The organism is Brachybacterium squillarum M-6-3 (genome assembly GCF_000225825.1).
Classification (GTDB): Bacteria; Actinomycetota; Actinomycetes; order Actinomycetales; family Dermabacteraceae; genus Brachybacterium; species Brachybacterium squillarum.
This window is the reverse complement of sequence record NZ_AGBX01000001.1, coordinates 1,153,736-1,175,302: the sequence shown is the minus strand read 5'-3', so window position 1 is coordinate 1,175,302 and position 21,567 is coordinate 1,153,736. Positions and strand designations below refer to the sequence as shown.

Below are 21,567 nucleotides of genomic sequence, written 5' to 3'. Positions count from 1 at the left end.
CCCGCCCCTCCCCCGCGACCCCCGCCGCACAGCATTCGCCCAGGTGGGCAGTGCCCTTGGCCGTGGTCGGCGGCGTGCTGGGCGCGGTCCAGTCGCGGCTGAACGCGGACCTCGCGGCGGAGCTGCAGGACGGCTTCCTGGCGGCGGCGATCTCCTTCGGCACCGGGCTGATGCTGATCCTGGTGCTGCTGATCGGTATGCCGCGGGTGCGGGGCCTGGCCGCGGCCTTCTGGCGCGACCTGCGCTCGGGGGCGTTCCCTTGGGTGCTGGCGCTCGGCGGCCTGGGCGGGGCGATCTTCGTGCTCGGTCAGGGCCTCACCGTGGGCCTGGTGGGCGTGGCCCTGTTCATCGTCTGCGTGGTCGCGGGCCAGACCGTCACCGGACTGGTGGTGGACCGGGTGGGGCTGGGCCCCGGCGGCGTCCGCCACCTCACACCCCGTCGGCTGATCGGGGCGGGTCTGATGGTGGTCTCGGTGGCGCTGGCGATGTCCGGCGGCATCTCCGCCGAGGCCCCTTGGTACCTGCTGGCCCTGCCGATGGTGGCGGGCGTGGCGATGGGCCTGCAGCAGGCGGTCAACGGACGGGTGTCCCAGCACAGCGACCACTTCATGGTGGCGACGCTGGGCAACTTCATCGTGGGCACCACGGCGCTGGTGATCGCGGCCGGGATCCGCATCCTCGTCGTCGGCGCACCGCAGCCCCCGCCGACCAACCCTCTGCTCTACCTGGGCGGGGTGATCGGCGTCGGCTTCATCGCGATGGCCGCCTACCTGGCGGGACCGCTGGGGGTGCTCACCCTGGCCATGTCCACCATCGCCGGGCAGATCATCGGCTCGGTGACCCTGGACGCCGTGGCCGCGCCCGGCCATCTCACCCCCTTCACGGTGGCCGGCACCGTGCTCACGCTGATCGCGGCCGTCGTCACCGCCACCAGCCGCCGCCCCCGCGCCTGAGCGCACCATCGTCCCCCGCGTCCTTCACTTGACATCCCTGCCGCGATCTGCGTTCGGGTTGTCCTGACGCCCCACAGCCACCCACAAGTGGATCTCGATGTGTCCCGCGAGGAACCGGGGCGTCGGAGAGACGTCGGGGTGAAGGGGTCAGGCAGCGACGATGCAGAGCAGCAGGCCGCCGGCCCGCCACTCGAGGTGCCAGTCCAGGGGTTCGCCGGGCAGCTCGGCGTCCATCACCGGGGCGACGGCGCCGAGCGGGGCGCCGCGCAGGTCGACGACGGCCACGGTGTCCGCGGGCAGGGTCTCCCCCGCGGGCGGCTGCGGGGCCTGTTCGGCAGGCGCCGGTTCGAGAACGGTCGCCTCGGGCACGGTGTCGTCCTCGGGGTCCAGGCCCAGCACGTCGCGGTACAGGTGCAGGTCCAGCAGCGCGCGCACCGCCTCGATGGTCGACTCCCCGCGGACCTCTGTCTCCTCCTCGGCCTCGACGAGGGCCCGCTCCAGGGCTTCGGCGAAGCAGGACAGGTAGGCGCCGAGGTCGGGGGCGGCCAGGTGCAGGGCGAGGTCCTCCCCGATCCCGTAGACGGCACCGGGGGTGCCATCCTCGGCGAGGGTCAGCACCACGGCGACGTCCTCCCCCTCGTGCAGGGGGTAGAAGGCGGTGGCATCCTGCAGCAGGGTGTAGGGGCCCTCGCCGACGCGGTCCTCGATCAGCAGGGTCAGCTCGACGCGGTCCCCCACGCGGACCCCGCCGATCTCGTCGACGATCTGTGCGAGCGCGGGCGGCGGATCGGCCGCGACCTCCTCCTCGCCGGTGGACAGGCCCGGGATCAGCGCCACGACGTCCGGGCGGGTCACCGCGAGGGAGGAGAGCCGCTCCAGCACCGGGCGCAGCGCCGCGATGGGCAGCACCTCCCCGGGGTCGGGCCAGGACAGGGCGGGCGTGGGGGTGCTCATGCGCTCATCGTGGCACAGTGCGCCGCGGCCGCCTCGCGCGCCGGGCCCCGGTTCGCGGAGGGCTCAGCGGTCGGCCGGGGAGAGCTCGGCCTCGGAGGCGTCCTCGGCGTCCTCGAGGCCCTCGACGGCGAGGTCGTGCACCTGCACCCCGGCCTTCACCGGCACCACGGCGAAGGGCTCGCCCTCGCAGACCAGCAGCCGCACGGCATCCAGGATCTCGAAGCGGCCGCGGACGGAGGGCTCGATGCGGGTCGAGGCCTCGAAGACGGAGGCGGTGAACACCCAGGCGCCGAGCGCGACGGGGGCCTCCGGGCCGAGGCAGGCGAAGGTGTCGCCGTCGGGGTTCTCGATCACGTTGCGCAGCTGCCAGGAGGAGTCGGCGGCGATCACGGGGGCGCCGCGCAGCACTTCCTCGGGGAGGTTCGAGCGCTCGGCGAGCGCGGCCCGATCGAAGCCGAGCACCCCGGCGCCGGGCACCTCGCGCAGAGCCAGGAGGGCCTCGCGGGGGTAGCCGGTGGCGGCGTCCAGCAGCAGGAAGCGCTCGGGGCCGATGGTCTCCGCGGCGGCCGCGAGGGCGTGGGCGGTGCCCTTGGGCTGCTCCTCGACCACGGGGGTGAGGCGGATCTCGGCGTCGGCGGGCACGAGGCGGGCGAGCAGGTCCTCGGGCTCCCCCGGGGCGTGGACCAGGCAGATCTCCCGGATGCCGAGCTCGGCGAGCACGGCGATCTGGGCACGGACGTCGTCGGGGTCCAGTCCCGGGCGGAACGGCTCCCGCCCGGGGGGCGCGTCCTCGCCCGCAGGGTCGTCGGGGTCCGCGCGCGGCGGGCGGGGGCCGAGGCGGAACTCCTCGGCGAGGATCACCGCCCGGCGGAGCGCCTGCTGCGGATCCCTGTGTCGTCGATCGGCCATCCCCGGAGTCTGCCCCATGGGAGGGGGTCCGTGGGCCCGTCCACCGCGTTGCCACGCCGCCGCGCGGGGCGCGGTGCGGTCCCGCCACCGGGGAGCTGCCACGAGTCCCACCCCGGGCCCGGGATCGGGGTGGGGCCGGTGGCGGTCCCGTCGCTCAGGTCGCCGGAGAGATCTCGACCGCCGCGGTCCGCGGCCCCGAGGCGAGCATCGGCGCCAGGTAGGGGCTGCCGGCATACTTCTCCCGATAGGCGGCGTCGATGTGGTCGGCGAGCTCCGCGGGGGCCGCGGCGAAGGTGACCTCCAGGGTCTCGTCCGCGAGACGGATGCGGCCCGCGCCCTGATTCATCGCGGCGCGGTACCAGCGCGAGCGGGGCCCGTTGTAGGCGCGGACGAACAGGCGGCCGTCCACCAGCACGTTCCAGATCCAGGTGGGGGTGCCGTAGGTGGCGCCGTCCTCCCGGAAGGGGGAGACGTGCAGGTCGTCGGCGCCGTCGAAGCGCTTCAGGGCGGCGGGTTCGAACACGGGGCGAGCGGTGCGGTCGGTCATGGGATGCCTTCCTCGGGAGGAGAGCGAACGGGACGTCCGCTCCGGTCCCCGTCAGGCACTCCCTCCGCGCACCCCACGGAGGGAGTGCCTGACGGGGACCCCCTCGGAAGCGGGGGGCTCACCCCACGGGCTGAAGCTCCCGCTCCGGGGCGGTTGGGCCCGGCCCGGCGGCGGCGCAGGATCAGCGCGGACACCCACAGGCCGATGACCACGGGGATCGACAGCACACCGAGGCCGTCGGCGAGGGCTGCGAGCGGGGTGGAGGCCCCGACCCGGTCCAGCAGCCAGCCGATCGCGGCGACGGCGGTGACAGCGGCCGCACGGCGTGGGCGGCGGCGATGGGGATATTCAGCGCGATCAGCGCCTCGACGGAGCCGATCGGCACCGGCAGCCCCAGGGACCCCGTGGCGAGGGTCACCGAATGCCCCAGTGTTAAGGCGAGGGTGAAGGAGCTGGACCCCTCCCCCTCGGCGTCCTCCAGGTCGACCCGAAGGGGCAGGACGTCGCCGGTGACGGTGTCGCGCTGGACCACCCCGAGCTGGGTCGCGCTCTCCTGCTCGGGGTCGGCGTCGCGGTGGTGCTCACCTGCTGGTAGATCCCGGTGGTGGCGGTGTTCCCGGTGGTGGAGGCGGTGAGCTCCCCGAGCGCGACGTCCCAGGCCTCCCCGTCCTCGGTGGTCGGCGCGAGGTTGTCGGCGAGGTAGGCGGTGATCTCCTCGACGTGGGCGCGGGCCGCACCAACACCCAGGTTCAGGGCGGCGAGCAGGGCGAGGGCGAGCACGGCCAGCAGCCGGGCCAGGGGGCCCCGGTGGGGGGTCCGGGACGGGGACGGCCCCCGCCTGCTCGCGCGGGGCGGGGGCCGTCGTCGGCGTGGGCGTCATCAGCTCTGGGTGCCGCCGTAGTCGGTGTTCCGGTGGCGCCACACGGTGTGGGGGTGGTTGCCCTCGAGCACGATCCCGGACTGCAGGGACAGCTCGATCCAGACGGAGGGCCCGTCGACGCGGATGTAGTCGTTCTGCTCGGTGAACTCGATGGAGCCCGAAGAGGCGACGTAGGTGTCGGCGAGCTCCGCGGACGCGAGCTGATCGTCTTCCGGACCCGCGAACAGGGCGCGGAAGGCCTCGGCCTTCACGGCCATCACGTCGATGGTCTCGCCCTCGTACTCGAACTCCCCGCAGGGCTCGAGGCCGCGGAAGGAGGGGGTGGCGCCCGCGAGGACGCCGTCGGTGTAGGTGTTGGCGACGGCCAGGTGGTGCCCGCCGAACTGGAACTCCCAGGTGCCGGTGGCCGCGGCCAGCAGCTCCACGAAGGCGGCGAGCTGGTCCTCGTCGAGGTCGCCGAGGCTGATGCCGACGCGCGCCTGGTTCCCGGTGCCGCCGGAGGCCGCGCCCCCCACATCGCTGGAGTCGCTGTCGGGGTTACCACCGGAAGGTGCGCCGCCGCCGTCGCTGGACATCTCCCCGTCGGGGAGAGGCTGCATCGTGCTCATGTCCGGGAACCCAGCAATCGCCGGACCCGACCGGACTGCCCTGAACCTGCGCATCTGCTGTGCGTCCGGGGCATCGGCGCAGACCGGACGGGTCTCGCGGCTCGGGCCCGATATGCACTGCCCGCCCGTGCTCGTGCCAGGATGAGGAGCACATGCCGTCGTGGCATGCCGACAGGGCCGCAGGAGGTCTGCATGGGACGCGAGATAGGGTCGACCGAGTACACCCGCGGCCAGCGCACGCATTACCGCCACGAGCTGCGACGCAACCTCGACATCTTCGAGTCCTTCCTGGACACGGCCGAGTTCGTCGACGAGGGCACCATCGGCGTCGAGCTGGAGATGAACCTGGCCGCCGAGGACTCGATGGCCCCGGCCCTGAAGGCCGCCGAGGTGCTGGGCACCATCGACGACGAGGACTTCGTCCACGAGATCGGCGCCTTCAACGTGGAGGCGAACCTGCCGGTCACCGTCCCACAGGGCATCGGGCTGCTGGACCTGGAGGACTCCCTCGGCGACCGCATCGACACCGCCGACGCCGCCGCCCGCGAGCACGGCGCGCGGATCCTGCCCATCGGGCACCTGCCCACCATCACCGAGGACCTCTTCGAGGGCGAGGCCTGGCGCGCCGAGGGCGCCCGCTACAAGGCGCTGGAGTCCAGCGTGCTGCAGGCCCGCGGCGAGGAGATCCAGCTGCAGATCTCCGGCGAGGGCCGGGGACTGTCCGCGACCTTCGACTCGATCGCCCCGGAGTCGGCCTGCACCTCCTTCCAGCTGCATCTGCAGGTGCCGCCCGAGCAGTTCGCCGCGGCCTGGAATGCGGCGCAGGCGGTGGCCGGACCGCAGGTGGCCCTTGCCGCGAACTCGCCGTTCCTGCTGGGCAAGCGGTTATGGCACGAGACCCGCATCCCCACCTTCGTGCAGGCCCTGGACACGCGCCCGCCCGAGTACGCCACCCAGGGCGTGCAGCCGCGGGTGTGGTTCGGCGAGCGCTGGATCACCTCGATGTTCGACCTCTTCGAGGAGAACGTACGACTGTTCCCGGCGCTGATCCCGGAGTCGCGGCAGATGGCGGAGGAGCCGCTGCTGACCGAGGGCTCCTCCCCCCGGCTGCACGAGCTGATGCTGCACAACGGCACCGTCTGGCGCTGGAACCGACCGATCTACGACCCCGGCACGAGCCTTCCGCACCTGCGGCTGGAGAACCGCCTGCTGCCCTCCGGCCCCACCCCGGCCGACATGGCCGCCAACGCCGCCTTCTTCTACGGCCTCATGCACTCCCTGGTGCACGAGCGACGGCCGCTGTGGTCGCGGATGAGCTTCGAGCAGGCCTCGGACGCCTTCCAGCAGTGCGCCCGCTGGGGCCTGGAGGCGCGGATCCGCTGGCCCCGGGTGGGCCGCATCCGGGCGGCCGACCTGCTGCTGGACCAGCTCATCCCGCAGGCGATGGAGGGACTGCGCGACCTCGGCGCCGCCGGCGAGGCGGTGGAGCGCTACGAGCGGATCCTCATCGCCCGCGCCCGCACCGGCCGCAACGGCGCCCGCTGGCAGATCGACACCGTGACCTCGCTGGAGCTGCGCGGCATGGACCGCCCGCAGGCCCTGGCGGAGATGACGCGGCTGTACCGCGAGGGTGTCGACTCCGGCGCCCCCGTGCACGAGTGGGCGGTCCCCGCCCGCAGCGGCCGCGCCTGACCCCTGCGCGCCGGGCGCGTCCGGGATGCGGGAGCGGGGTCTCGGATCGTGGCGTCCCGGCCTAGGGTCGCCGGGTGATGACGCAGCCCCAGGAACCCCGCACCCCCGCTTCCTCCGCGCCGAACGCCCCGGGCAGCACCTCCGAGGAACGCTCCGCCCGGCTCGCGGTGACGGTCTTCCCGCTGCTGGTGCTCGGCGCCGCGGTGATCGGCTTCGTGCTGCCGGGGCCGGCCTCCGCGCTGATCCAGGTGGTGAACCCGCTGCTGGGCATCATCATGTTCGCGATGGGGCTGACCCTGACCATCCCGGACTTCACCCTGGTGGCGCGGCGCCCGCTGCCGGTCCTCCTGGGCGTGATCGCGCAGTTCGTGATCATGCCGCTGATCGGCCTGGGCGTCAGCCTGCTGCTGGGCCTGCCCACCGAGCTCGCCGCGGGCGTGATCCTGGTGGGCTGCGCCCCCGGCGGCACCTCCTCGAACGTCATCTGCTACCTGGCCAAGGCCGACACCGCGCTCTCGGTCACCATGACCACCATCTCCACCCTGCTGGCTCCGCTGCTGACGCCGCTGCTCACGCTGTGGCTGGCCGGGCAGTACCTGCCGGTGGACGGCGGGGCGATGGCCCTGTCGATCCTCCAGGTCGTGCTGCTGCCGGTGCTCGGCGGCCTGGTGGTGCGCCTGCTGCTGGGCCGGTTCGTGGCGCGGATCCTGCCGGCCCTGCCGTGGGTGTCGGTGCTGGCGATCTGCCTGGTCGTCGCCGCCGTCGTCGGCAACAGCGCCGACCAGGTGCTCGCGGCGGGCCTCACCGTGCTGGCCGCCGTGGTGCTCCACAACGCGCTCGGCTACCTGCTGGGCTACGGCGTGGCCCGAGCCCTGAAGCAGCCCGTCCGCAGCGCCCGCACCGTGTCCATCGAGGTCGGCATGCAGAACTCGGGCCTCGCGGCGACGCTTGCCGCCACCTACTTCTCCCCCGTCGCGGCCCTGCCCGCCGCGGTGTTCTCGATCTGGCACAACATCTCCGGGGCGATCCTCGCCGCGATCTACCGCCGGATGGATGCCCGCGCCGCGACCCGCGAGCACTGAGGGCGTCCGGCGCGGGGCCAGGGGCGGCGCGCGGCGGGCGGCGCCCGCACGGCAGCACCTCGTCGGGTTCGGGGCGTTGTGGCAGGCTGAGTCCATGCCCGCCCCGCGCCTGAGCATCACCTACTGCACGCAGTGCCGCTGGCTGCTGCGCGCGCAGTGGTACCAGGGGGAGCTGCTGCAGACCTTCGAGCAGGAGCTCGGCGAGGTGGCGCTGATCCCCGCCACGGGCGGCATGTTCCGCATCGACGTGGACGGCACCCCCGTGTGGAACCGCAAGCGCGAGGGCGGCTTCCCCGAGATCACCGAGCTCAAGCGTCGGGTGCGCGACCTCGTCGCCCCGGAGCGCTCCCTCGGCCACGCCGACCGCGCCGCCCAGGGCGAGCACTCCCCCGGCGACACCCCCGACACCGCCACCCCTGACGCCGACGACGACGATCCCCGGCGATGAGGATCTCCGCCAAGGCCGACTACGCCGTGCGGGCCGCCGTCGAGCTGGCCGCCGCGGGCGGCGACTCCCCCGTGCCCGCCGAGGCCCTTGCCCGTGCCCAGGCGATCCCCCACCGCTTCCTCGAGGCGATCCTGTCCTCCCTGCGACGGGGCGGGATCGTCACCAGCCGCCGCGGCGCCGGCGGCGGCTACGTACTCGCCCGGCCCGCCACCGCGATCACGGTGGCCGACGTGGTCCGCGCCGTCGACGGCCCGCTGGTGCACGTCCGCGATGCCCGCCCCGGCGACCTGGAGTACACCGGCTCCGCGGCCGCGCTGCGCGAGGTGTGGGTGGCCCTGCGGGTGAACGTGCGCGCCGTGCTGGAGGAGGTCAGCCTGCAGGACCTCGTGGACGGCACGCTGCCGGCCGAGGTCGTCGGCCTCACCGACGACGACGCCGCCTGGCACAACCCCTGAGCCTCCACCGCACCGCATCGCACCGGCTCACTCCCTCCCCCGCGCAGTCCCGCCAGCGCGTGACGGCGGATGTCCGCGAATGACATTCCCGTTGAATCCGAGTGATTTACTCGGATACTCTCGTCGCGACGGCACGGCCGCTCCCCGTGAGCCACCCGCCCACCGTGAGCACGCCGCTCCCCGCCGTCCCGACGACAGGAGATCTCCTCGTGCGCACCCTCGTCCTCCTCGCCCTGGTGGGATTCGCCGCGCAGCTCGTGGACGGCAGCCTCGGCATGGCCTACGGCGTCACCTCCACCACGCTGCTGCTCGCGATCGGCACCAACCCGGCGGCGGCCTCGGCCACCGTGCACCTCGCCGAGATCGGCACCACCGTCGCCTCCGGGGTCTCCCACTGGACGTTCCGCAACGTCGACTGGGGCGTGGTGGCGAAGATCGGCGTGCCCGGCGCGATCGGCGCCTTCGCCGGGGCCACCTTCCTCTCCTGGCTGTCCACGGAGATCGCCACCCCCGTGATGGCCGTGCTGCTGCTCGCGCTCGGGCTGTACGTCCTGATCCGCTTCACGGTCCGCGGCCTGCGCACGGACCGCCTCGGCCAGCCCCTGCGCAAGCGGTTCCTCGCCCCGCTGGGTCTGCTCGCCGGCTTCATGGACGCGACCGGGGGCGGCGGCTGGGGCCCGGTGGGCACTCCGGCGATCCTTGCCAGCGGGCGCCTGGAGCCGCGCAAGGTCATCGGCTCCATCGACACCAGCGAGTTCTTCGTGGCCGTCGCCGCGAGCCTGGGCTTCCTGGTGGGCCTCGGCGGGGCCGGGGTGGACTACCGCTGGGCGCTCGCCCTGCTGCTCGGCGGACTGGTCGCGGCCCCGATCGCGGCCTGGCTGGTGCGCCTGCTGCCGCCACGGGTGCTGGGCTCCGCCGTCGGCGGGCTGATCGTGCTGACCAACGCACGCACCCTGGTGAACCTGGAAACGCTCGGCCTCGACCCGCTGCTGCGGTCGGCGGTGCTGGGGCTCGTGGTGCTGGCGTGGATCGCCGCCGTCGTGCACTCGGTGCGTCGCCATCGGGGGGAGCGGGATCTGCCCGCCGCCTCAGCCCGGGCCGAGCAGGAGGTCACGGCAGCGCCGACGTCCTGACCGGACCGCAGGATCCAAGGGGCTCAAGGACCGACAGCACCACGCTCTGACCAGGGGCGCCGGGGACCTCTCCCCATCGCCGGTGACCGCCGGGCGCACCTAGCGTGGCGGCAGTCCACCACGAAGAGGTCCGCGATGACACAGCCCCCGTTCCCCCCGCAGCACCCCTCCCCCTACGGCCCCGCCGGCCAGGGCGGCGTCTACGCGAGCGGACCCGCCGGCACGACCCCCGCGACGCCGCGGAAGAGCCGCACCGGGATCTGGGTGGCTCTCGGCTGCCTGGTGCTGCTCGTCGGCGCCCTCGTGCTCGGCGGGGGCGGTGTCGGCATCTGGCTGCTGACCCGCGAGGACACCACGACCACCACCTCCGCCCCGCCGAGCGATCCCGAGGAGGAGCCCGTCACCCAGGGGGACAAGGACTCGGTGTCGGTCCTGGTGGTCGACACCGGCAGCTTCGACTCACTCCAGATCGACGGGGAGACCTACTACCCCGCCTCCGGCAGCTTCGTCGGTGTCTCCCTCGACCTGACCAACTACAACACCACCGACATCGGCCTGGACGGCGAGGCCTTCCAGATGGTCGGCGACGACGGCTCCACCTACCCGATCTACTACGGCAGCTTCTCGACCAGCGGCCCATGGATCGCCCCCGGGGAGACCGCCGAGGCCGACCTCTACGCCGACATCCCCGCCGGTGTCAGCATCGAGGCCGTCACCTACACCGACGCCGTGGCCACCGGCGGCGAGCCGGCGGATATCCCGCTGGACTGACCGCAGCACCACCCCGCAGGCCGGCATCCCGTCCCGGATGCCGGCCTGCGTCTGTCCGATTTCCCCCTTTCGTACTAGCCCTTCGGCCATCGGCGCGAGATAGTAGGACTCATCCCGATGACCACGGGGGCCGTTTCGCCCGAAGGAGCAGCACATGCAGCTTGCCGAACTCGCGGAGACCTCTGGGGTCAGCACCGCGTCCATCAAGTTCTACCGCCGGGAGGGCCTGCTCCCTCCCGGACGCCGCCTGAGCAGCACCCAGCAGGACTACGGCCAGGCGCACCTGGACCGTCTCGCCCTGATCCAGGTGCTGCGCGAGATGGCCGACGCCCCCATCCCGCGCATCGCCGCCCTCACTGCGGTGCTCGACGACCCCGAGAAGACCGTCATGGACGCCCTCACCGAGGCGCAGATGATCCTGCTCGGCCCGTCCCCCGCCGCCCCGGAGTCCTCCGGCACGGACGAGGTCGAGTCGTCGCCGGGCGAGCACCCGGCTGTTCTGCCCCTGATGACGGAGCTGGGGTGGCCCGACGTGCCGACCCGGCCGCGCGAGGCCCTGGACGAGGTGCTGCGCTTCCTGGACGCCTGGGGCTGGAGCACCGAGAACGACCTGCTGCTGCGCTTCGCCCGGCCGGTCGCCTCGATCGCCGAGACCGAGATCGGGCTGCTGCGCAGCAACCGCGGCGAGTACGACGGGATGCACCCGACGGCACCGACCGCCGCCTCGGGCCCCGCCGAGGCGGAGGGTGAGGACGCCGCAGAGCCCGGCATCTCGGCGGATGTCACCGTGATGCGAGCCATATCGGGCAGCCTCGCCTACGACCGCCTCATCCGCACGCTGCGGCTCCTGGGCCAGTCCTCGCTGTCGATCCTGGCGGCGCATCGCGGTGAAGTTCCTGGTCAGGTCGAGGACCCCACCTGATCGACGGCGATGGGACGCCGTGACGACCGTCCCGTCGCGCACTCGGCACGGCGGCCCGGTCCGGGATTCCCAGGACCTTGCCAGCCCCGCTCCAGTGAATGCCGAGCGTCGGGGTGTGTAGTTGTCTCATCGCGTTACCGGAGGATCCGCTGACTGAGGAGGAGGCGGGATCCACAGATCCGGAACGCGGGGGAAAGGGATGGCCCCGGCTCGTGGGGACGAGCCGGGGCACTTTCCTGTTCAGGGGTCTTTTCGCCGGTCGGGGCTGGTGATGCGCCGGGTCAGCGCCGCAGGTCGATGCCGAAGACGCGACGGATCTGCGCGACCGCGTGCCGGGTGAAGCGACGGTCCGAGGGGGTGGAGGCGAAGGGGACGAACAACCCCGGATGGTCCGGATGGCGCACCCGGCCGTGGCCTGCCCCAGGAGTGACCACGAAGCCCTCCTGCTCCATACGCCGCAGCAGCTCCCGCCGCGAGGTGGGGTGCCGCGTACCGCGTCCGCCGCGGGTGCTGGGGCCGGCCGCCAGCTCCGCGAGCTCGGGGGCCGGCTCGTACTCCTCCGGTCGCACCGACAGCGCGTAGCGGTCGGAGAACAGGCCGATCACCGTGTTGTCGGCCCGGCGCACCTGCACCACCAGGCCCCCGCGGAGGAAGTGGTCGCTGCTGCCCGCGTCGGCGGTCCAGGCATCCTCCGGCTCGGCAACGGCCATCACCACGGCCTCGCGGTCCACCCCGTCGACGCCGACCATCCGCACTTCGGCGTCCTCCAGCCGCAGCGGACGCGGACGGGGACGGGGGTCCTCGGGCAGCAGGGAGTGCACGGCGTCCGCGGGCGGCGCCGGGGCGGGCCGGGACAGCTCGACGGTCTCCGCCCGGCGGCGCGGCGCGGACCGCGGCAGACGGTCGGAGGGGCTCGCGCCGGCATCGGGAGACCTGCCCTCCGTACGGCGTGACGTCTGCCCGGTGTCGCTTCCCCTGTCGGACGCCCCACGTCGCGGGGTGGCCGACCAGTCCACGGGGCGCACGCGGGCGGCCGGGTCCGTGCTGCCGCCGAGGGCGCGCGGCGTGGGGCGAGGGGTGCGGCGCGGCGGATCGGTGGCCACGGGGGCTCCTTCCCGGGACGGGGCGAGGCGGTGACCCGATGGTGTCACGTCGGGAGGCGTCGGCTAGGTTGGGCGCCATCCGGACCCCCACCCGAAGGACGTCCCCGCATGACCCGCACCGTGCGCCGCCCCGCCCGTCTCGCGACCGCCCTGGCCGCCCTCGCCCTGGTCGCCGCGGGCTGCGCCGGCGCCGAGGAGGAGGCGAGCCCGGCAGGCGGCTCCGCCTCCGACGCCGGCGCGAGCAGCAGCGCCTCCTCCGATGCGGGTGGTGCCTCCGACGCCGGCGGCGGCGCGGCCGAGGAGTCGCCCACCGAGGAGAGCAGCACGGCGGAGAGCAGCACCGCGTCGGCGGAGGCCTACGCCGTCACGCCGGTGCCCGAGGGCTTCGAGGCTCCCGCGCCCTGCACCGGCGAGGGCGCCTACTCGGCCCGCGTCGACGAGGACCCGGCCGAGCCCGAGCTGCCCGAGCGCTCCGGCGAGACCCTCACCATCACGGTGACCGGCATCGACGGCGATCACGCCGAGCTCGAGGCCGCCATCGGCGGGGGCGATCCCCGTCCGATCGAGCCGGCGACTCTCGGTGAGACCGTCACCATCGATCTGTGGACCATCTCCATCACCAGCGTCTGCACCGACACCGAGCAGGTCGAGTTCGACCTCATCGACTGAGCGCCGGCGCGGCGAGGGGATCTCGGGGGCGGCGCGGCGCCGGCCCTCGTCGTCGACCACGGCGAAGCCCTCGCGCACCCAGTACTCGTAGCCTCCGATCAGCTCCCGCACGCGGCCGTAGCCGAGCTCGGAGAGGCTGAGCGCGGCGCGGGTGCTGTCGTTGCTGGTCATGGGGTCGATCCTGCCGATCTCGGCGACCTCACGGAAGATCGGATCCCCGTCGAACAGGGTCTTCGGCCGGGGAATCGGCGCTCGTCTCGGCCTCATGCCGTCGCATCCCCGGATCACCCTGGATCCCACCGATCATGCGGTGATCACCGCACTGCAGCGCGACGGGCGGCTCAGCGCCGCAGCGCTGGCCCGGGAGGTGTCCCTCTCGGCGAGCGCGACCGCGGGACGACTGGGGCGCCTGACCGGGGCCGGGGTGATCACCGGCTACGAGGCACGAGTCGATCCCGAGGCGCTCGGCTACACGATCACGGCCTTCGTGCGCCTGGCCTACCCCTCCGGCCGCTACCGGCCCGTGCACGAGATGCTCGAGCAGGTGGCGGAGATCGTCGAGGCGCACCACACCACGGGCTCCGACTGCTTCCTGCTGAAGGTGCAGGCCCGCTCGATGCGGGGCCTGGAGCGGATCACCGGCCGCGTGGCCGGGCTGGGGTCGATCACCACGAGCGTGGTCTGCTCCTCGCCGCTGCCCTCTCGGCACCTGGGCCCGGCCTGAGCCCGGCCTGCGGGAGGATGGGCGGATGACCGCCCCGCACCGTTTCGACCTGGCCCGCATCGGCGAGGGTCTGCCGGTCGCGGAGGCCGCCGCCGCACTGGAGGCGGCCGCCGATCACGGCGCGATGGTGGTCACGGCCCCTCCGGGCACCGGCAAGACGACGCTGCTGCCGCCGCTGGTCGCGAACCGGACGCGGGGCACGACGCTGGTCACGCAGCCGCGACGGGTGGCGGTGCGGGCCGCGGCCCGCCGGATCGCCGCCCTGGACGGCAGCGCCGTCGGCGGACCGGTGGGCTTCACGGTTCGCGGGGAGCGCCGGGTCGGGGCCGACACCCGGATCGAGCTGCTCACCCCGGGTGTGCTGCTGCGCCGCCTGCTCGCGGACCCGGAGCTGCCGGGCGTGGGCGCGGTGCTGCTGGACGAGGTGCACGAACGCTCCCTGGAGACCGATCTGCTGCTGGGGATGATCGCCGAGGTGCGATCCCTGCAGGAGGACCTGCTGGTGGGGGCGATGTCCGCGACCCTCGATGCGGGGGCCGTGGCGGAGCTGCTGGGCGGGGCGCCGGTGGTGGAGGTGCCGAGCGTCCTGCACCCACTGGAAGTCGAGCACGCCCCGCCGCCGGGGCCGCGGCTGCACGACCGCGGCGTGACCTGGGCCCTCCTCGACCATCTGACGGAGGTGACCGCGCGGGCGCACGCCACCGGCGAGGGCGACGCCCTGGTGTTCGTGCCGGGTGCCCGGGAGGTCGACGAGCTGGTGGCCCGGCTGCGGGACCGTGTGGGCGGCGCGGTGGAGGTGCTGCCGCTGCACGGACGCCTGCCCGTCGCGGCGCAGGACCGCGCCACCGGGGGTCGGCGGGACGGGGACCTGCCACGCATCGTGGTCTCTACGGCGCTCGCGGAGTCCTCCCTCACCGTGCCGGGGGTGCGGCTGGTGGTCGATGCGGGCCTGTCCCGGCAGGTGCGGCGCGACCGCGGACGGGACATGGCGGGGCTCGTGACCGTCTCCGCCTCCCGCGCCGCGATCGAGCAGCGCGCCGGCCGCGCCGCCCGCCAGGGACCCGGTCGGGCCATGCGCGCCTTCTCCGCCACCGACCAGGCCGGGATGCCCGCCCAGGATCCGCCGGAGATCACCACCGCGGACCTCACCGACGCGGCGCTGCTGCTGGCCCGCTGGGGCACGCCGCGCGGCGAGGGCCTGGCCCTGCTGACCCCGCCGCCTGCCGCCGAGATCACCGCGGCCGAATCGACGCTGCGGGCGCTCGGCCTGGTGGACGGAACCGGCCGCACCACCGCGTCCGGGGACCGGGTGGCGACGCTGCCCGTCGGGGTGCGGGAGGCGCGGGCGCTGCTGGACGGAGCGGCGGCGCTCCCCGGGGCGGATGCCGCGCGCCGGGCCGCCGAGGTGGTGGCCGCGGTGGCCGGCGACCATCGCCCCCGCGGCGCAGACCTCCAGGTACTGCTGCGGGAACTGCGGTCGGGTCGGACGCCCGGGGCGGATCGCTGGCGGCGGGAGCGGGACCGCCTGGCGCGGATCGCCGCGGCTGGACCGGGGACACAGGGCGCGCCCGCGGAGGACCGCGAGGGCGCCGAGGAGGCGGGCCTGGTGCTGGCGCTGGGCCGGCCCGAACGGATCGCCCGCCGCACCGGCGCGGGCTCGCGCAGCTACCTGCTGGCCGGCGGCACCCGGGCGGCCCTGCCCGAGGGCAGCGGACTGCTGGGCCGGGAGTGGTTGGCCGTCTGGGAGGTGCAGCGGGTGGAGGGCCGCGCCGGGGACGGCACCGGCGCCGTCATCCGTGCCGCCTCCCCGCTGCGCGAGACGGACGCCCTCTCGGCCGGGGCGGGGCTCCTGCGCGAGGAGCGCCGGGCGCGCATCGACGACGGTGCGGTGCGCGTGCGGCAGCAGCGGGCGCTCGGCGCGATCGTGCTGACCAGCACGCCCGTCACCGCCGAGCCGGAGGACACCCGCCGCTCCGTGCTCGCCGCGGTGCGCGAGCACGGGCTCGACGCCCTGGAATGGTCCCCCGCCGCGGTCGCACTGCGGGCGCGGCTGGGACTGCTGCACCGGGAGCTCGGGGCACCATGGCCCGACATGTCAGAGGAGGCGCTGCTGGCGGACCTCGATGCCTGGCTGGGACCGCAGGTCACCGGCCGCTCCCCACGGCTGGACCGGATCGACGTGGCCGCCGGGCTGCGGCTGCTGCTGCCCTGGCCCGAGGCCTCCCGCGTGGATGCCCTCGTGCCCGAGCGCCTCGCCGTGTCCTCCGGCCACACCGCCCGGATCGACTACCCCGACCCAGCGGACGGACAGGCGCGCCCCGTCGTCGCGGTGAAGCTGCAGGAGATGTTCGGCCTGGACGAGACGCCGCGGCTGGTCGAGGGCCGGGTGCCGGTGCTGATCCACCTGCTCTCCCCCGCTCGTCGGCCGCTCGCCATCACCGACGACCTGCGCTCCTTCTGGGACGGCCCCTACCGGGAGGTGCGCAGGGAGATGCGCGGCCGCTACCCCAAGCACCCCTGGCCCGAGGACCCCTGGTCGGCGGAGGCGACGGCACGGGTGCGGCGGGCCGGGGAGCGCTGACCCGGGCCGCGCCGGCGGCGTAGAAGATCAGAAGCTGGCCGAGGTGGCGGTAGTCGCGACCGCCTGCATGGCGGTGTGGAGATTGCGGGTGACGGGGTGGCCGGTGGAGACGTCCTCGACCACTCGCGCCAGCTCGCGGCGGCCCAGCGGGGCGGCCTCGTCCTTCAGCACCCGGTGCTCGACGCGCAGGGCGCGCAGCAGCTCCAGCAGGTAGGCGTCCTGGCGGCTGGCCAGGCCCGGGTCGGCGATCGCGGCGGCGAGACGGTTGCGCAGGTCCTGCTCGATGCCGGGATCGGCCACCGGCCAGGAGGTGGTGAACCAGCCGTCCTTGCGGACCACGGAGCCGGCCAGCTCGGCCTGCTCGCCGAGGGGGCCGGTGAGGTCCAGCTTGTGGTGGGTGATGGTCTGGTAGGTCTTCGCGCTGCGCTGGCCGGCGAGGAAGGCCAGCGCCGCGTCCAGGGCCGGGTCGCCGGGGGCGGTCCGGTCGCGCACCTCCAGGCGCGGGTTGCGTCCCTCCCCGACCGTGATCCGTTCACGCAGCTCCAGGTCGAGCAGTGCCGCCGCGTTCAGCGCGGGACGGCGCACCATGGTGGCGTTCTGCCGACCGGCGTCATTGGTCAGCAGCAGGAACAGCTCGGCGGCGAGGGTCGCATGCGTCATGGGGACAGTCTGCGCGGCCCGGGGCGCGACGGCATCCGACCATCGGCGGAGGCGTGTCCGCCCGGGCACGGGGTTCGTCAGGGCCGCCGTGTACGGTCGTGCCGACGACGCACCGCACGGCGAGGAGGGCACATGGCGGGCAAGGGATCGGCATTCATCAGGCTGGCGAAGTTCCTGGGGCCGGTGGTGATCGGGCTGCTCACGCAGGTCTGGAACAACCCGCAGGTGCGCACCAGGGTGCTCGAGCAGGCCGAGACCCTGTTCAAGAACCGCGGCTCCACCCCGCAGGAGGTCATCGAGACCATCGAGGTGCTGCGCGACCAGGTCGAGTTCCTCGAGCGCTCCGCCGATGACGAGGCCGAGGCGCAGCGGGCGAAGGCCTGGGCCGCGCAGCTGGAGAAGTACGACCGTGCCGCCCAGCTCCTCACTGCCCCGGGCAGCTCCGCTGCGGACGTCAAGTCGCTGCGCAAGAAGGTCGATGCCCTGCGCACCGAGATCCTCGAGGCCTTCGTGGCCGAGCAGGACGAGGACGCGAAGAAGGGCGAGATCGACAAGGGCTGAGCAAGCGAGACGTACTGACGATCCTCCTCGAATTCGTCGCAACACCCAGCAAAAGAAGCTACACAATGGCAATCAATAACCTACATGCATTCGTCCTGCAGTGGAATCCCAAGGATTTCAATTGGGAGCAAAACGGGGTGTTCGAAGAAGCTGTCAGGACCACCCGTACAGGGGGTGTTGTTCAGGATCGATGGACCACCGGAAACCGCACGAAAAATATAAATCCAGGCGATCGAATCTTTCTGCGACTAACCGGCAATCGGGGCAGGGGAATAATAGCTTCCGGTCGAGCGGCAAGTAAAGTTAAAGCCGACGCGAACGCGCCAAAACTCCCCTACCGCAACGATTCCTTCATACAGGTTTTCTGGGACACAGTGCTACCCATTGAGGAGGTTCTCCCGCTTCGGGAACTTGAAATCGACGCCCCATCGGCCGCCTGGCAGGCACCAGGGGGTGGCGTCAAAATAGAGAGCGACAGACTTCCTCAAGTCGAAGCCGCTTGGCAATCACACCTACTATCAATTGACAATAGTCAGAAAGATTCCTCGGCAGACGAATCCGTTCTGCGCGAATACGGTCTCGCCGAAGTTCGCCGACGGAAGCACCAGAAGAGATTCCGACAACTTCTGCTCACTCATTACCCGCACGAGTGCTATGTCTGCGGATTAAATCAAGTCCAGGTACTCGAGGCTGCCCACCTTGTCCCCGACTCGAAGGGTGGGGAGTCTTCTATAGAAAACGGGAGGCTACTCTGCCCGAATCATCACAGAGCACTCGACACCAAGCCTCCACTTCTAAGAATCATAGACGACAAACCTGTCTGGGTTAATATCGATCGGGCATTCTAACTCTTCGTCTTCCGCGCAAAGCCAACCCGTTCCTCGCTCCCTTCTATTCGAGTGTTCGGGACACAGATTCCCCACACCGTGGACCGGGGCGCGGGGACGACCCCGCGTCGCGACCCTGCCGCCCCGTACGATCGTGCCCGTGCAGTGCCACCACTTCGACGCCGGCGCGTGCCGTTCCTGCACCCTGCTGCCCCTCCCCCGTGCCCGCCAGGTCAGCGAGGGCGAGGACCGCGTCCGCACCCTGCTCGCCCCGCATCTGGGCGCCCCGGCCGAGGCCGTCTGGCAGGCGCCGATCACCGGCGCCGAGCAGGGCTTCCGGGCCCGCGGCAAGATGGCGGTGACCGGCACCGCGCAGGACCCGGTGCTGGGCCTGCCGGGGCAGCCCGAGACGGCGGACCTCTCCGACTGCCCGCTGTACCCCGTGGGCGTCGAGGAGGTGCTGGGCGGGGTGAAGGCCCTGATCCGTCGCGCACAGGTGCCGCCCTACGACGTGGCCCGCCGCCGCGGCGAGATCAAGAACGTCCTGGTCACGGCGACTCCTGATCGGCAGCACGGGATCCGTCTGGTGCTGCGTTCGGAGAAGGCACTGAGCAGGATCCGTGAGCACGCCCCGACGCTGCTGGCGGCGCACCCCTCGATCGTCTCCCTCAGTGCGAACATCCATCCCGAGCACACCACCCAGGTGGAGGGCGCCACCGAGATCCCCCTGGCCGGTAAGGGTTCGATCCCGGTGCGCACCGGGGACGTCACCCTGTTCGCGCGTCCGCGCTCCTTCCTGCAGACCCACACCGAGGTTGCCGGGGAGCTGTACCGCCAGGGCGCCGCCTGGGTGGCCGACATCGTGGCCGCGCGCGGCCGGAGCGCACCCCGGGTCTGGGACCTGTACTGCGGGCTCGGCGGCTTCTCCCTGCACATCGCCCGCGCCGTGCCCGCCGCCCGCGTCACCGGGGTGGAGGTCTCCACCGAGGCGATCGACGGGGCCCGCGAGGCCGCCGGGACGGCAGGGATCGACGCCGAGTTCCTGGCGGAGGACGCGACCGCCTGGGCGCTGGGCGAGGTCGCTGCCCACGGCCCGGCGGATGTCGTCGTCGTGAACCCGCCGCGCCGCGGCATCGGCGCCGCGTTGGCCGGTTTCCTGGAGACCAGCGGGGTGGGCGACGTCGTCTACTCCAGCTGCAACCCGCGCACCCTGGCCACCGACCTCGCTGCGATGCCGTCGCTGCGGGTCGTCGCCGCCCGCTATGTCGACATGTTCCCGCACACCGAGCACGCCGAGGTGATCGTGCGGCTGCGTCGCGCCTGACAGCGTCTCCTGCTCCTGGCAGGCTCGTCGGTGCCGCCCGATAGCCTCATCCGCATCCGCTCTTCCCGCATCCAGGAGGTCACCATGGCCAGCACCGCCGCCCAGCTCTCCGAAGTCACCCGCACCGTCGTCCCCGTCGACGGCGGCCACGACGTGATCCTCGCCCAGACCTATTCCGTCACCCCCGAGGAGCTGTGGAACGCGCTCACCGACCCGGAGCGCCTCGCCGTCTGGTTCCTCCGCCCCACCGGCGAGCTGCGCGAGGGCGGCCGCTACGAGCTCGCCGAGATGGGCACCACCGGCACCGTCCAGCGCTGTGAGAAGCCGTCGTCGGTGCTGCTGAGCTGGGAATCCATGGGCTCGACCAGCGAGCTCGAGCTCGGCGTCGAGGCCGCGGACGAGGGATCCCGGTTCACCCTGCGCCACCGCAACCCGGCCGGGGAGCACTGGGACCGCTTCGGCCCCGCGGCGACCGGCTGCGGCTGGGACGGCGCGATCTTCGCCCTCGCCGCCCACCTCGAGGACCGCTCGGCCGACCTCAAGACCGGACAGTTCGCCGGCTGGGAGACCAGCGCGGAGGCCGCCGAGTTCACCCGGGACACCGCCGCCGCCTGGGCCGCCTCCGACATCGCCGCCGGGGCCGACCCGGATGCCGCCCGCGAGGCCGCCGAGCGCACCGCCGCCTTCTACCTGGGCGAGGAGTCCCCCGAGGCATGAGCGAGCCCGATCAGCCGGCGACCGTCCCGGGGGCGCCGCGCGCCCACGTGGTGCTGCTGTCCCTCGGCGGCACCATCTTCATGCGTCAGGACGAGTCGGGGCGTCGGGCCGCCCCGGACGCCTCCACCGGCGCGGACCTGGCCCGGACGATGATCGACGGCGTCGCCGTCAGCCACGAGGAGATCGACAACGTCGGCTCCCCCTCGGTGCGGCCCGCGCACCTCGCCCGCGTGCTGGCCCGCGCCCGGGAGGCGGTGGACGCGGGGGCCGCCGGGGTGGTCCTCACCCACGGCACCGACACCCTGGAGGAGTCGGCCTTCCTGCTGAACCGGCGCTGGGACCGGGAGGCGCCGCTGGTGCTGACCGGGGCGATGCGTCCCGCGAACGCACCCGGCGCCGACGGTCCCGCGAACGTCCGCGACGCGGTGCGCACCGCCGCCGCCCCTGCCGCCCGCGGGCTCGGCGTGCTGGCCGTGTTCGACGCCCTCGTGCACCTGGCGGACCGGGTCTCCAAGACCTCATCCCGCTCCATCGACGCCTTCGCCTCGGAACCCTCGGGGCCGGTGGCCCTGGTGGGCGAGGAGGACCTGCGCCTGCTGTACCGCCCGCTGGAGCGCACGGGGATGATGCCGTGTCCGCTGCCGGATGAGCTACCGCGCGTGGTGACCCTCGAGGCGAGCATCGGCGAGGACCTCGCCCTGCTGGACGGGCTCGCCCCGGGCGTGCTCGACGGCCTGGTCGTGGCCGGGGTGGGCATGGGACACGTCGCCGCCCGGGCCGTGCCGCGGGTGGCCGCGCTGGTGGAGGCCGGGGTGCCGGTGGTGATCGCGACCCGCGTGGCCACCGGCGGCACCTCCGACCGGCACTACGACTACCCGGGCAGCGAGGTCGACCTCATCGCCCACGGCGCCGTGATGGCCGGCGCCCTGCCCGCGCAGAAGGCCCGCCTGCTACTGCAGGTGCTCCTCGCCGATGGCGCCGACCCCGCCCGCATCCGCGAGGAGTTCGCCGCTTTCGCCTACTGATCCCGGGCGGTCTCCGGGCCGG

At 73.3% G+C, this 21,567-nt stretch carries 23 protein-coding genes; 16 read left to right on the top strand and 7 right to left on the bottom strand.

The features are described from left to right. The first annotated feature begins 50 nt into the window (after positions 1 to 50). Complete coding sequence (locus tag OM98_RS05160; RefSeq protein WP_010533523.1) at positions 51 to 953, top strand: DMT family transporter; 903 nt, start codon at positions 51 to 53, stop codon at positions 951 to 953. A gap of 147 nt (positions 954 to 1,100) precedes the next feature. On the opposite strand, the gene OM98_RS05155 is transcribed toward OM98_RS05160, so the two are convergent. The 5 genes from OM98_RS05155 to OM98_RS05135 all read right to left on the bottom strand — a co-directional run bounded on the left by OM98_RS05155 (position 1,101) and on the right by OM98_RS05135 (position 4,851). Further along, positions 1,101 to 1,907: a hypothetical protein gene (locus tag OM98_RS05155; protein ID WP_010533522.1), complete on the bottom strand. Its 807-nt coding sequence runs from the start codon at positions 1,905 to 1,907 to the stop codon at positions 1,101 to 1,103. 63 nt (positions 1,908 to 1,970) lie between these two features. Next, positions 1,971 to 2,816, bottom strand: coding sequence for a sugar phosphate nucleotidyltransferase (locus OM98_RS05150; protein ID WP_139017576.1), 846 nt, complete (start codon positions 2,814 to 2,816; stop codon positions 1,971 to 1,973). Between the two features lie 154 nt (positions 2,817 to 2,970). Continuing rightward, positions 2,971 to 3,363 carry a DUF2255 family protein gene (locus OM98_RS05145; RefSeq protein ID WP_010533520.1) on the bottom strand — a complete coding sequence of 131 codons (393 nt, stop codon included), beginning with the start codon at positions 3,361 to 3,363 and terminating at the stop codon, positions 2,971 to 2,973. A gap of 432 nt (positions 3,364 to 3,795) precedes the next feature. Next, positions 3,796 to 4,143 carry a hypothetical protein gene (locus tag OM98_RS15825; RefSeq protein WP_010533519.1) on the bottom strand — a complete coding sequence of 116 codons (348 nt, stop codon included), beginning with the start codon at positions 4,141 to 4,143 and terminating at the stop codon, positions 3,796 to 3,798. A gap of 99 nt (positions 4,144 to 4,242) precedes the next feature. Continuing rightward, positions 4,243 to 4,851: a DUF3500 domain-containing protein gene (locus tag OM98_RS05135; RefSeq protein WP_217491403.1), complete on the bottom strand. Its 609-nt coding sequence runs from the start codon at positions 4,849 to 4,851 to the stop codon at positions 4,243 to 4,245. 192 nt (positions 4,852 to 5,043) lie between these two features. Between OM98_RS05135 and OM98_RS05130 the strand changes: the two genes are divergently transcribed. From OM98_RS05130 to OM98_RS05100, 7 genes are all read left to right on the top strand, one after another. Then, positions 5,044 to 6,543: a glutamate-cysteine ligase family protein gene (locus tag OM98_RS05130; RefSeq protein WP_010533517.1), complete on the top strand. Its 1,500-nt coding sequence runs from the start codon at positions 5,044 to 5,046 to the stop codon at positions 6,541 to 6,543. A gap of 77 nt (positions 6,544 to 6,620) precedes the next feature. Next, entirely contained in the window at positions 6,621 to 7,625 is a 1,005-nt protein-coding gene (locus OM98_RS05125; RefSeq protein ID WP_010533516.1) for a bile acid:sodium symporter family protein, read from the top strand. A gap of 94 nt (positions 7,626 to 7,719) precedes the next feature. After that, the gene (locus OM98_RS05120; protein WP_010533515.1) at positions 7,720 to 8,073 is read left to right on the top strand and encodes an Rdx family protein; all 354 of its coding nucleotides are present in this window, start codon (positions 7,720 to 7,722) and stop codon (positions 8,071 to 8,073) included. Then, positions 8,070 to 8,528, top strand: a complete 459-nt coding sequence (locus tag OM98_RS05115; protein ID WP_010533514.1) for an RrF2 family transcriptional regulator — start codon at positions 8,070 to 8,072, stop codon at positions 8,526 to 8,528. Before OM98_RS05120 ends, OM98_RS05115 begins: the two co-directional genes overlap by 4 nt. Before the next feature lie 209 nt (positions 8,529 to 8,737). Then, positions 8,738 to 9,661, top strand: coding sequence for a sulfite exporter TauE/SafE family protein (locus tag OM98_RS05110; RefSeq protein WP_010533513.1), 924 nt, complete (start codon positions 8,738 to 8,740; stop codon positions 9,659 to 9,661). Between the two features lie 135 nt (positions 9,662 to 9,796). Then, complete coding sequence (locus OM98_RS05105) at positions 9,797 to 10,432, top strand: hypothetical protein (protein WP_010533512.1); 636 nt, start codon at positions 9,797 to 9,799, stop codon at positions 10,430 to 10,432. A 154-nt stretch (positions 10,433 to 10,586) separates the two neighbouring features. Then, positions 10,587 to 11,354: a MerR family transcriptional regulator gene (locus OM98_RS05100; RefSeq protein WP_010533511.1), complete on the top strand. Its 768-nt coding sequence runs from the start codon at positions 10,587 to 10,589 to the stop codon at positions 11,352 to 11,354. A 281-nt stretch (positions 11,355 to 11,635) separates the two neighbouring features. Here the strand turns inward: OM98_RS05100 and OM98_RS05095 are convergent, their stop codons facing one another. Further along, on the bottom strand, positions 11,636 to 12,457 hold the full coding sequence (locus OM98_RS05095; protein WP_029362699.1) for a type II toxin-antitoxin system HicA family toxin: 822 nt from the start codon (positions 12,455 to 12,457) through the stop codon (positions 11,636 to 11,638). Positions 12,458 to 12,565: 108 nt separating this feature from the next. Here OM98_RS05095 and OM98_RS05090 point away from each other — a divergent pair, with 108 nt between their 5' ends. The 3 genes from OM98_RS05090 (at position 12,566) to hrpB (ending at position 16,431) form a co-directional block, all read left to right on the top strand. Continuing rightward, a complete protein-coding gene (locus OM98_RS05090) occupies positions 12,566 to 13,126 on the top strand; it encodes a hypothetical protein (protein ID WP_010533509.1) in 561 nt (186 codons plus the stop codon). 265 nt (positions 13,127 to 13,391) lie between these two features. Further along, positions 13,392 to 13,850 (top strand): Lrp/AsnC family transcriptional regulator, encoded by a 459-nt coding sequence (locus tag OM98_RS05085; RefSeq protein ID WP_029362698.1) that lies wholly within the window; start codon positions 13,392 to 13,394, stop codon positions 13,848 to 13,850. A 25-nt stretch (positions 13,851 to 13,875) separates the two neighbouring features. Then, positions 13,876 to 16,431 carry an ATP-dependent helicase HrpB gene (hrpB, locus tag OM98_RS05080; protein ID WP_010533507.1) on the top strand — a complete coding sequence of 852 codons (2,556 nt, stop codon included), beginning with the start codon at positions 13,876 to 13,878 and terminating at the stop codon, positions 16,429 to 16,431. A 27-nt stretch (positions 16,432 to 16,458) separates the two neighbouring features. Here the strand turns inward: hrpB and OM98_RS05075 are convergent, their stop codons facing one another. Continuing rightward, positions 16,459 to 17,091 carry a GPP34 family phosphoprotein gene (locus tag OM98_RS05075; RefSeq protein WP_010533506.1) on the bottom strand — a complete coding sequence of 211 codons (633 nt, stop codon included), beginning with the start codon at positions 17,089 to 17,091 and terminating at the stop codon, positions 16,459 to 16,461. 132 nt (positions 17,092 to 17,223) lie between these two features. On the opposite strand from OM98_RS05075, the gene OM98_RS05070 reads away from it, so the two are divergent. The 5 genes from OM98_RS05070 to OM98_RS05055 all read left to right on the top strand — a co-directional run bounded on the left by OM98_RS05070 (position 17,224) and on the right by OM98_RS05055 (position 21,545). Further along, a complete protein-coding gene (locus OM98_RS05070) occupies positions 17,224 to 17,652 on the top strand; it encodes a hypothetical protein (RefSeq protein ID WP_010533505.1) in 429 nt (142 codons plus the stop codon). Positions 17,653 to 17,717: 65 nt separating this feature from the next. Continuing rightward, positions 17,718 to 18,500 carry an HNH endonuclease gene (locus OM98_RS15120; RefSeq protein WP_083837693.1) on the top strand — a complete coding sequence of 261 codons (783 nt, stop codon included), beginning with the start codon at positions 17,718 to 17,720 and terminating at the stop codon, positions 18,498 to 18,500. A 139-nt stretch (positions 18,501 to 18,639) separates the two neighbouring features. Next, entirely contained in the window at positions 18,640 to 19,803 is a 1,164-nt protein-coding gene (locus tag OM98_RS05065; protein WP_010533503.1) for a methyltransferase domain-containing protein, read from the top strand. Between the two features lie 84 nt (positions 19,804 to 19,887). Next, positions 19,888 to 20,520 (top strand): SRPBCC family protein, encoded by a 633-nt coding sequence (locus OM98_RS05060; protein WP_010533502.1) that lies wholly within the window; start codon positions 19,888 to 19,890, stop codon positions 20,518 to 20,520. Then, complete coding sequence (locus OM98_RS05055; RefSeq protein WP_010533501.1) at positions 20,517 to 21,545, top strand: asparaginase; 1,029 nt, start codon at positions 20,517 to 20,519, stop codon at positions 21,543 to 21,545. The genes OM98_RS05060 and OM98_RS05055 overlap by 4 nt, the downstream gene beginning before the upstream one ends. The last annotated feature ends 22 nt before the right edge of the window (positions 21,546 to 21,567 follow it).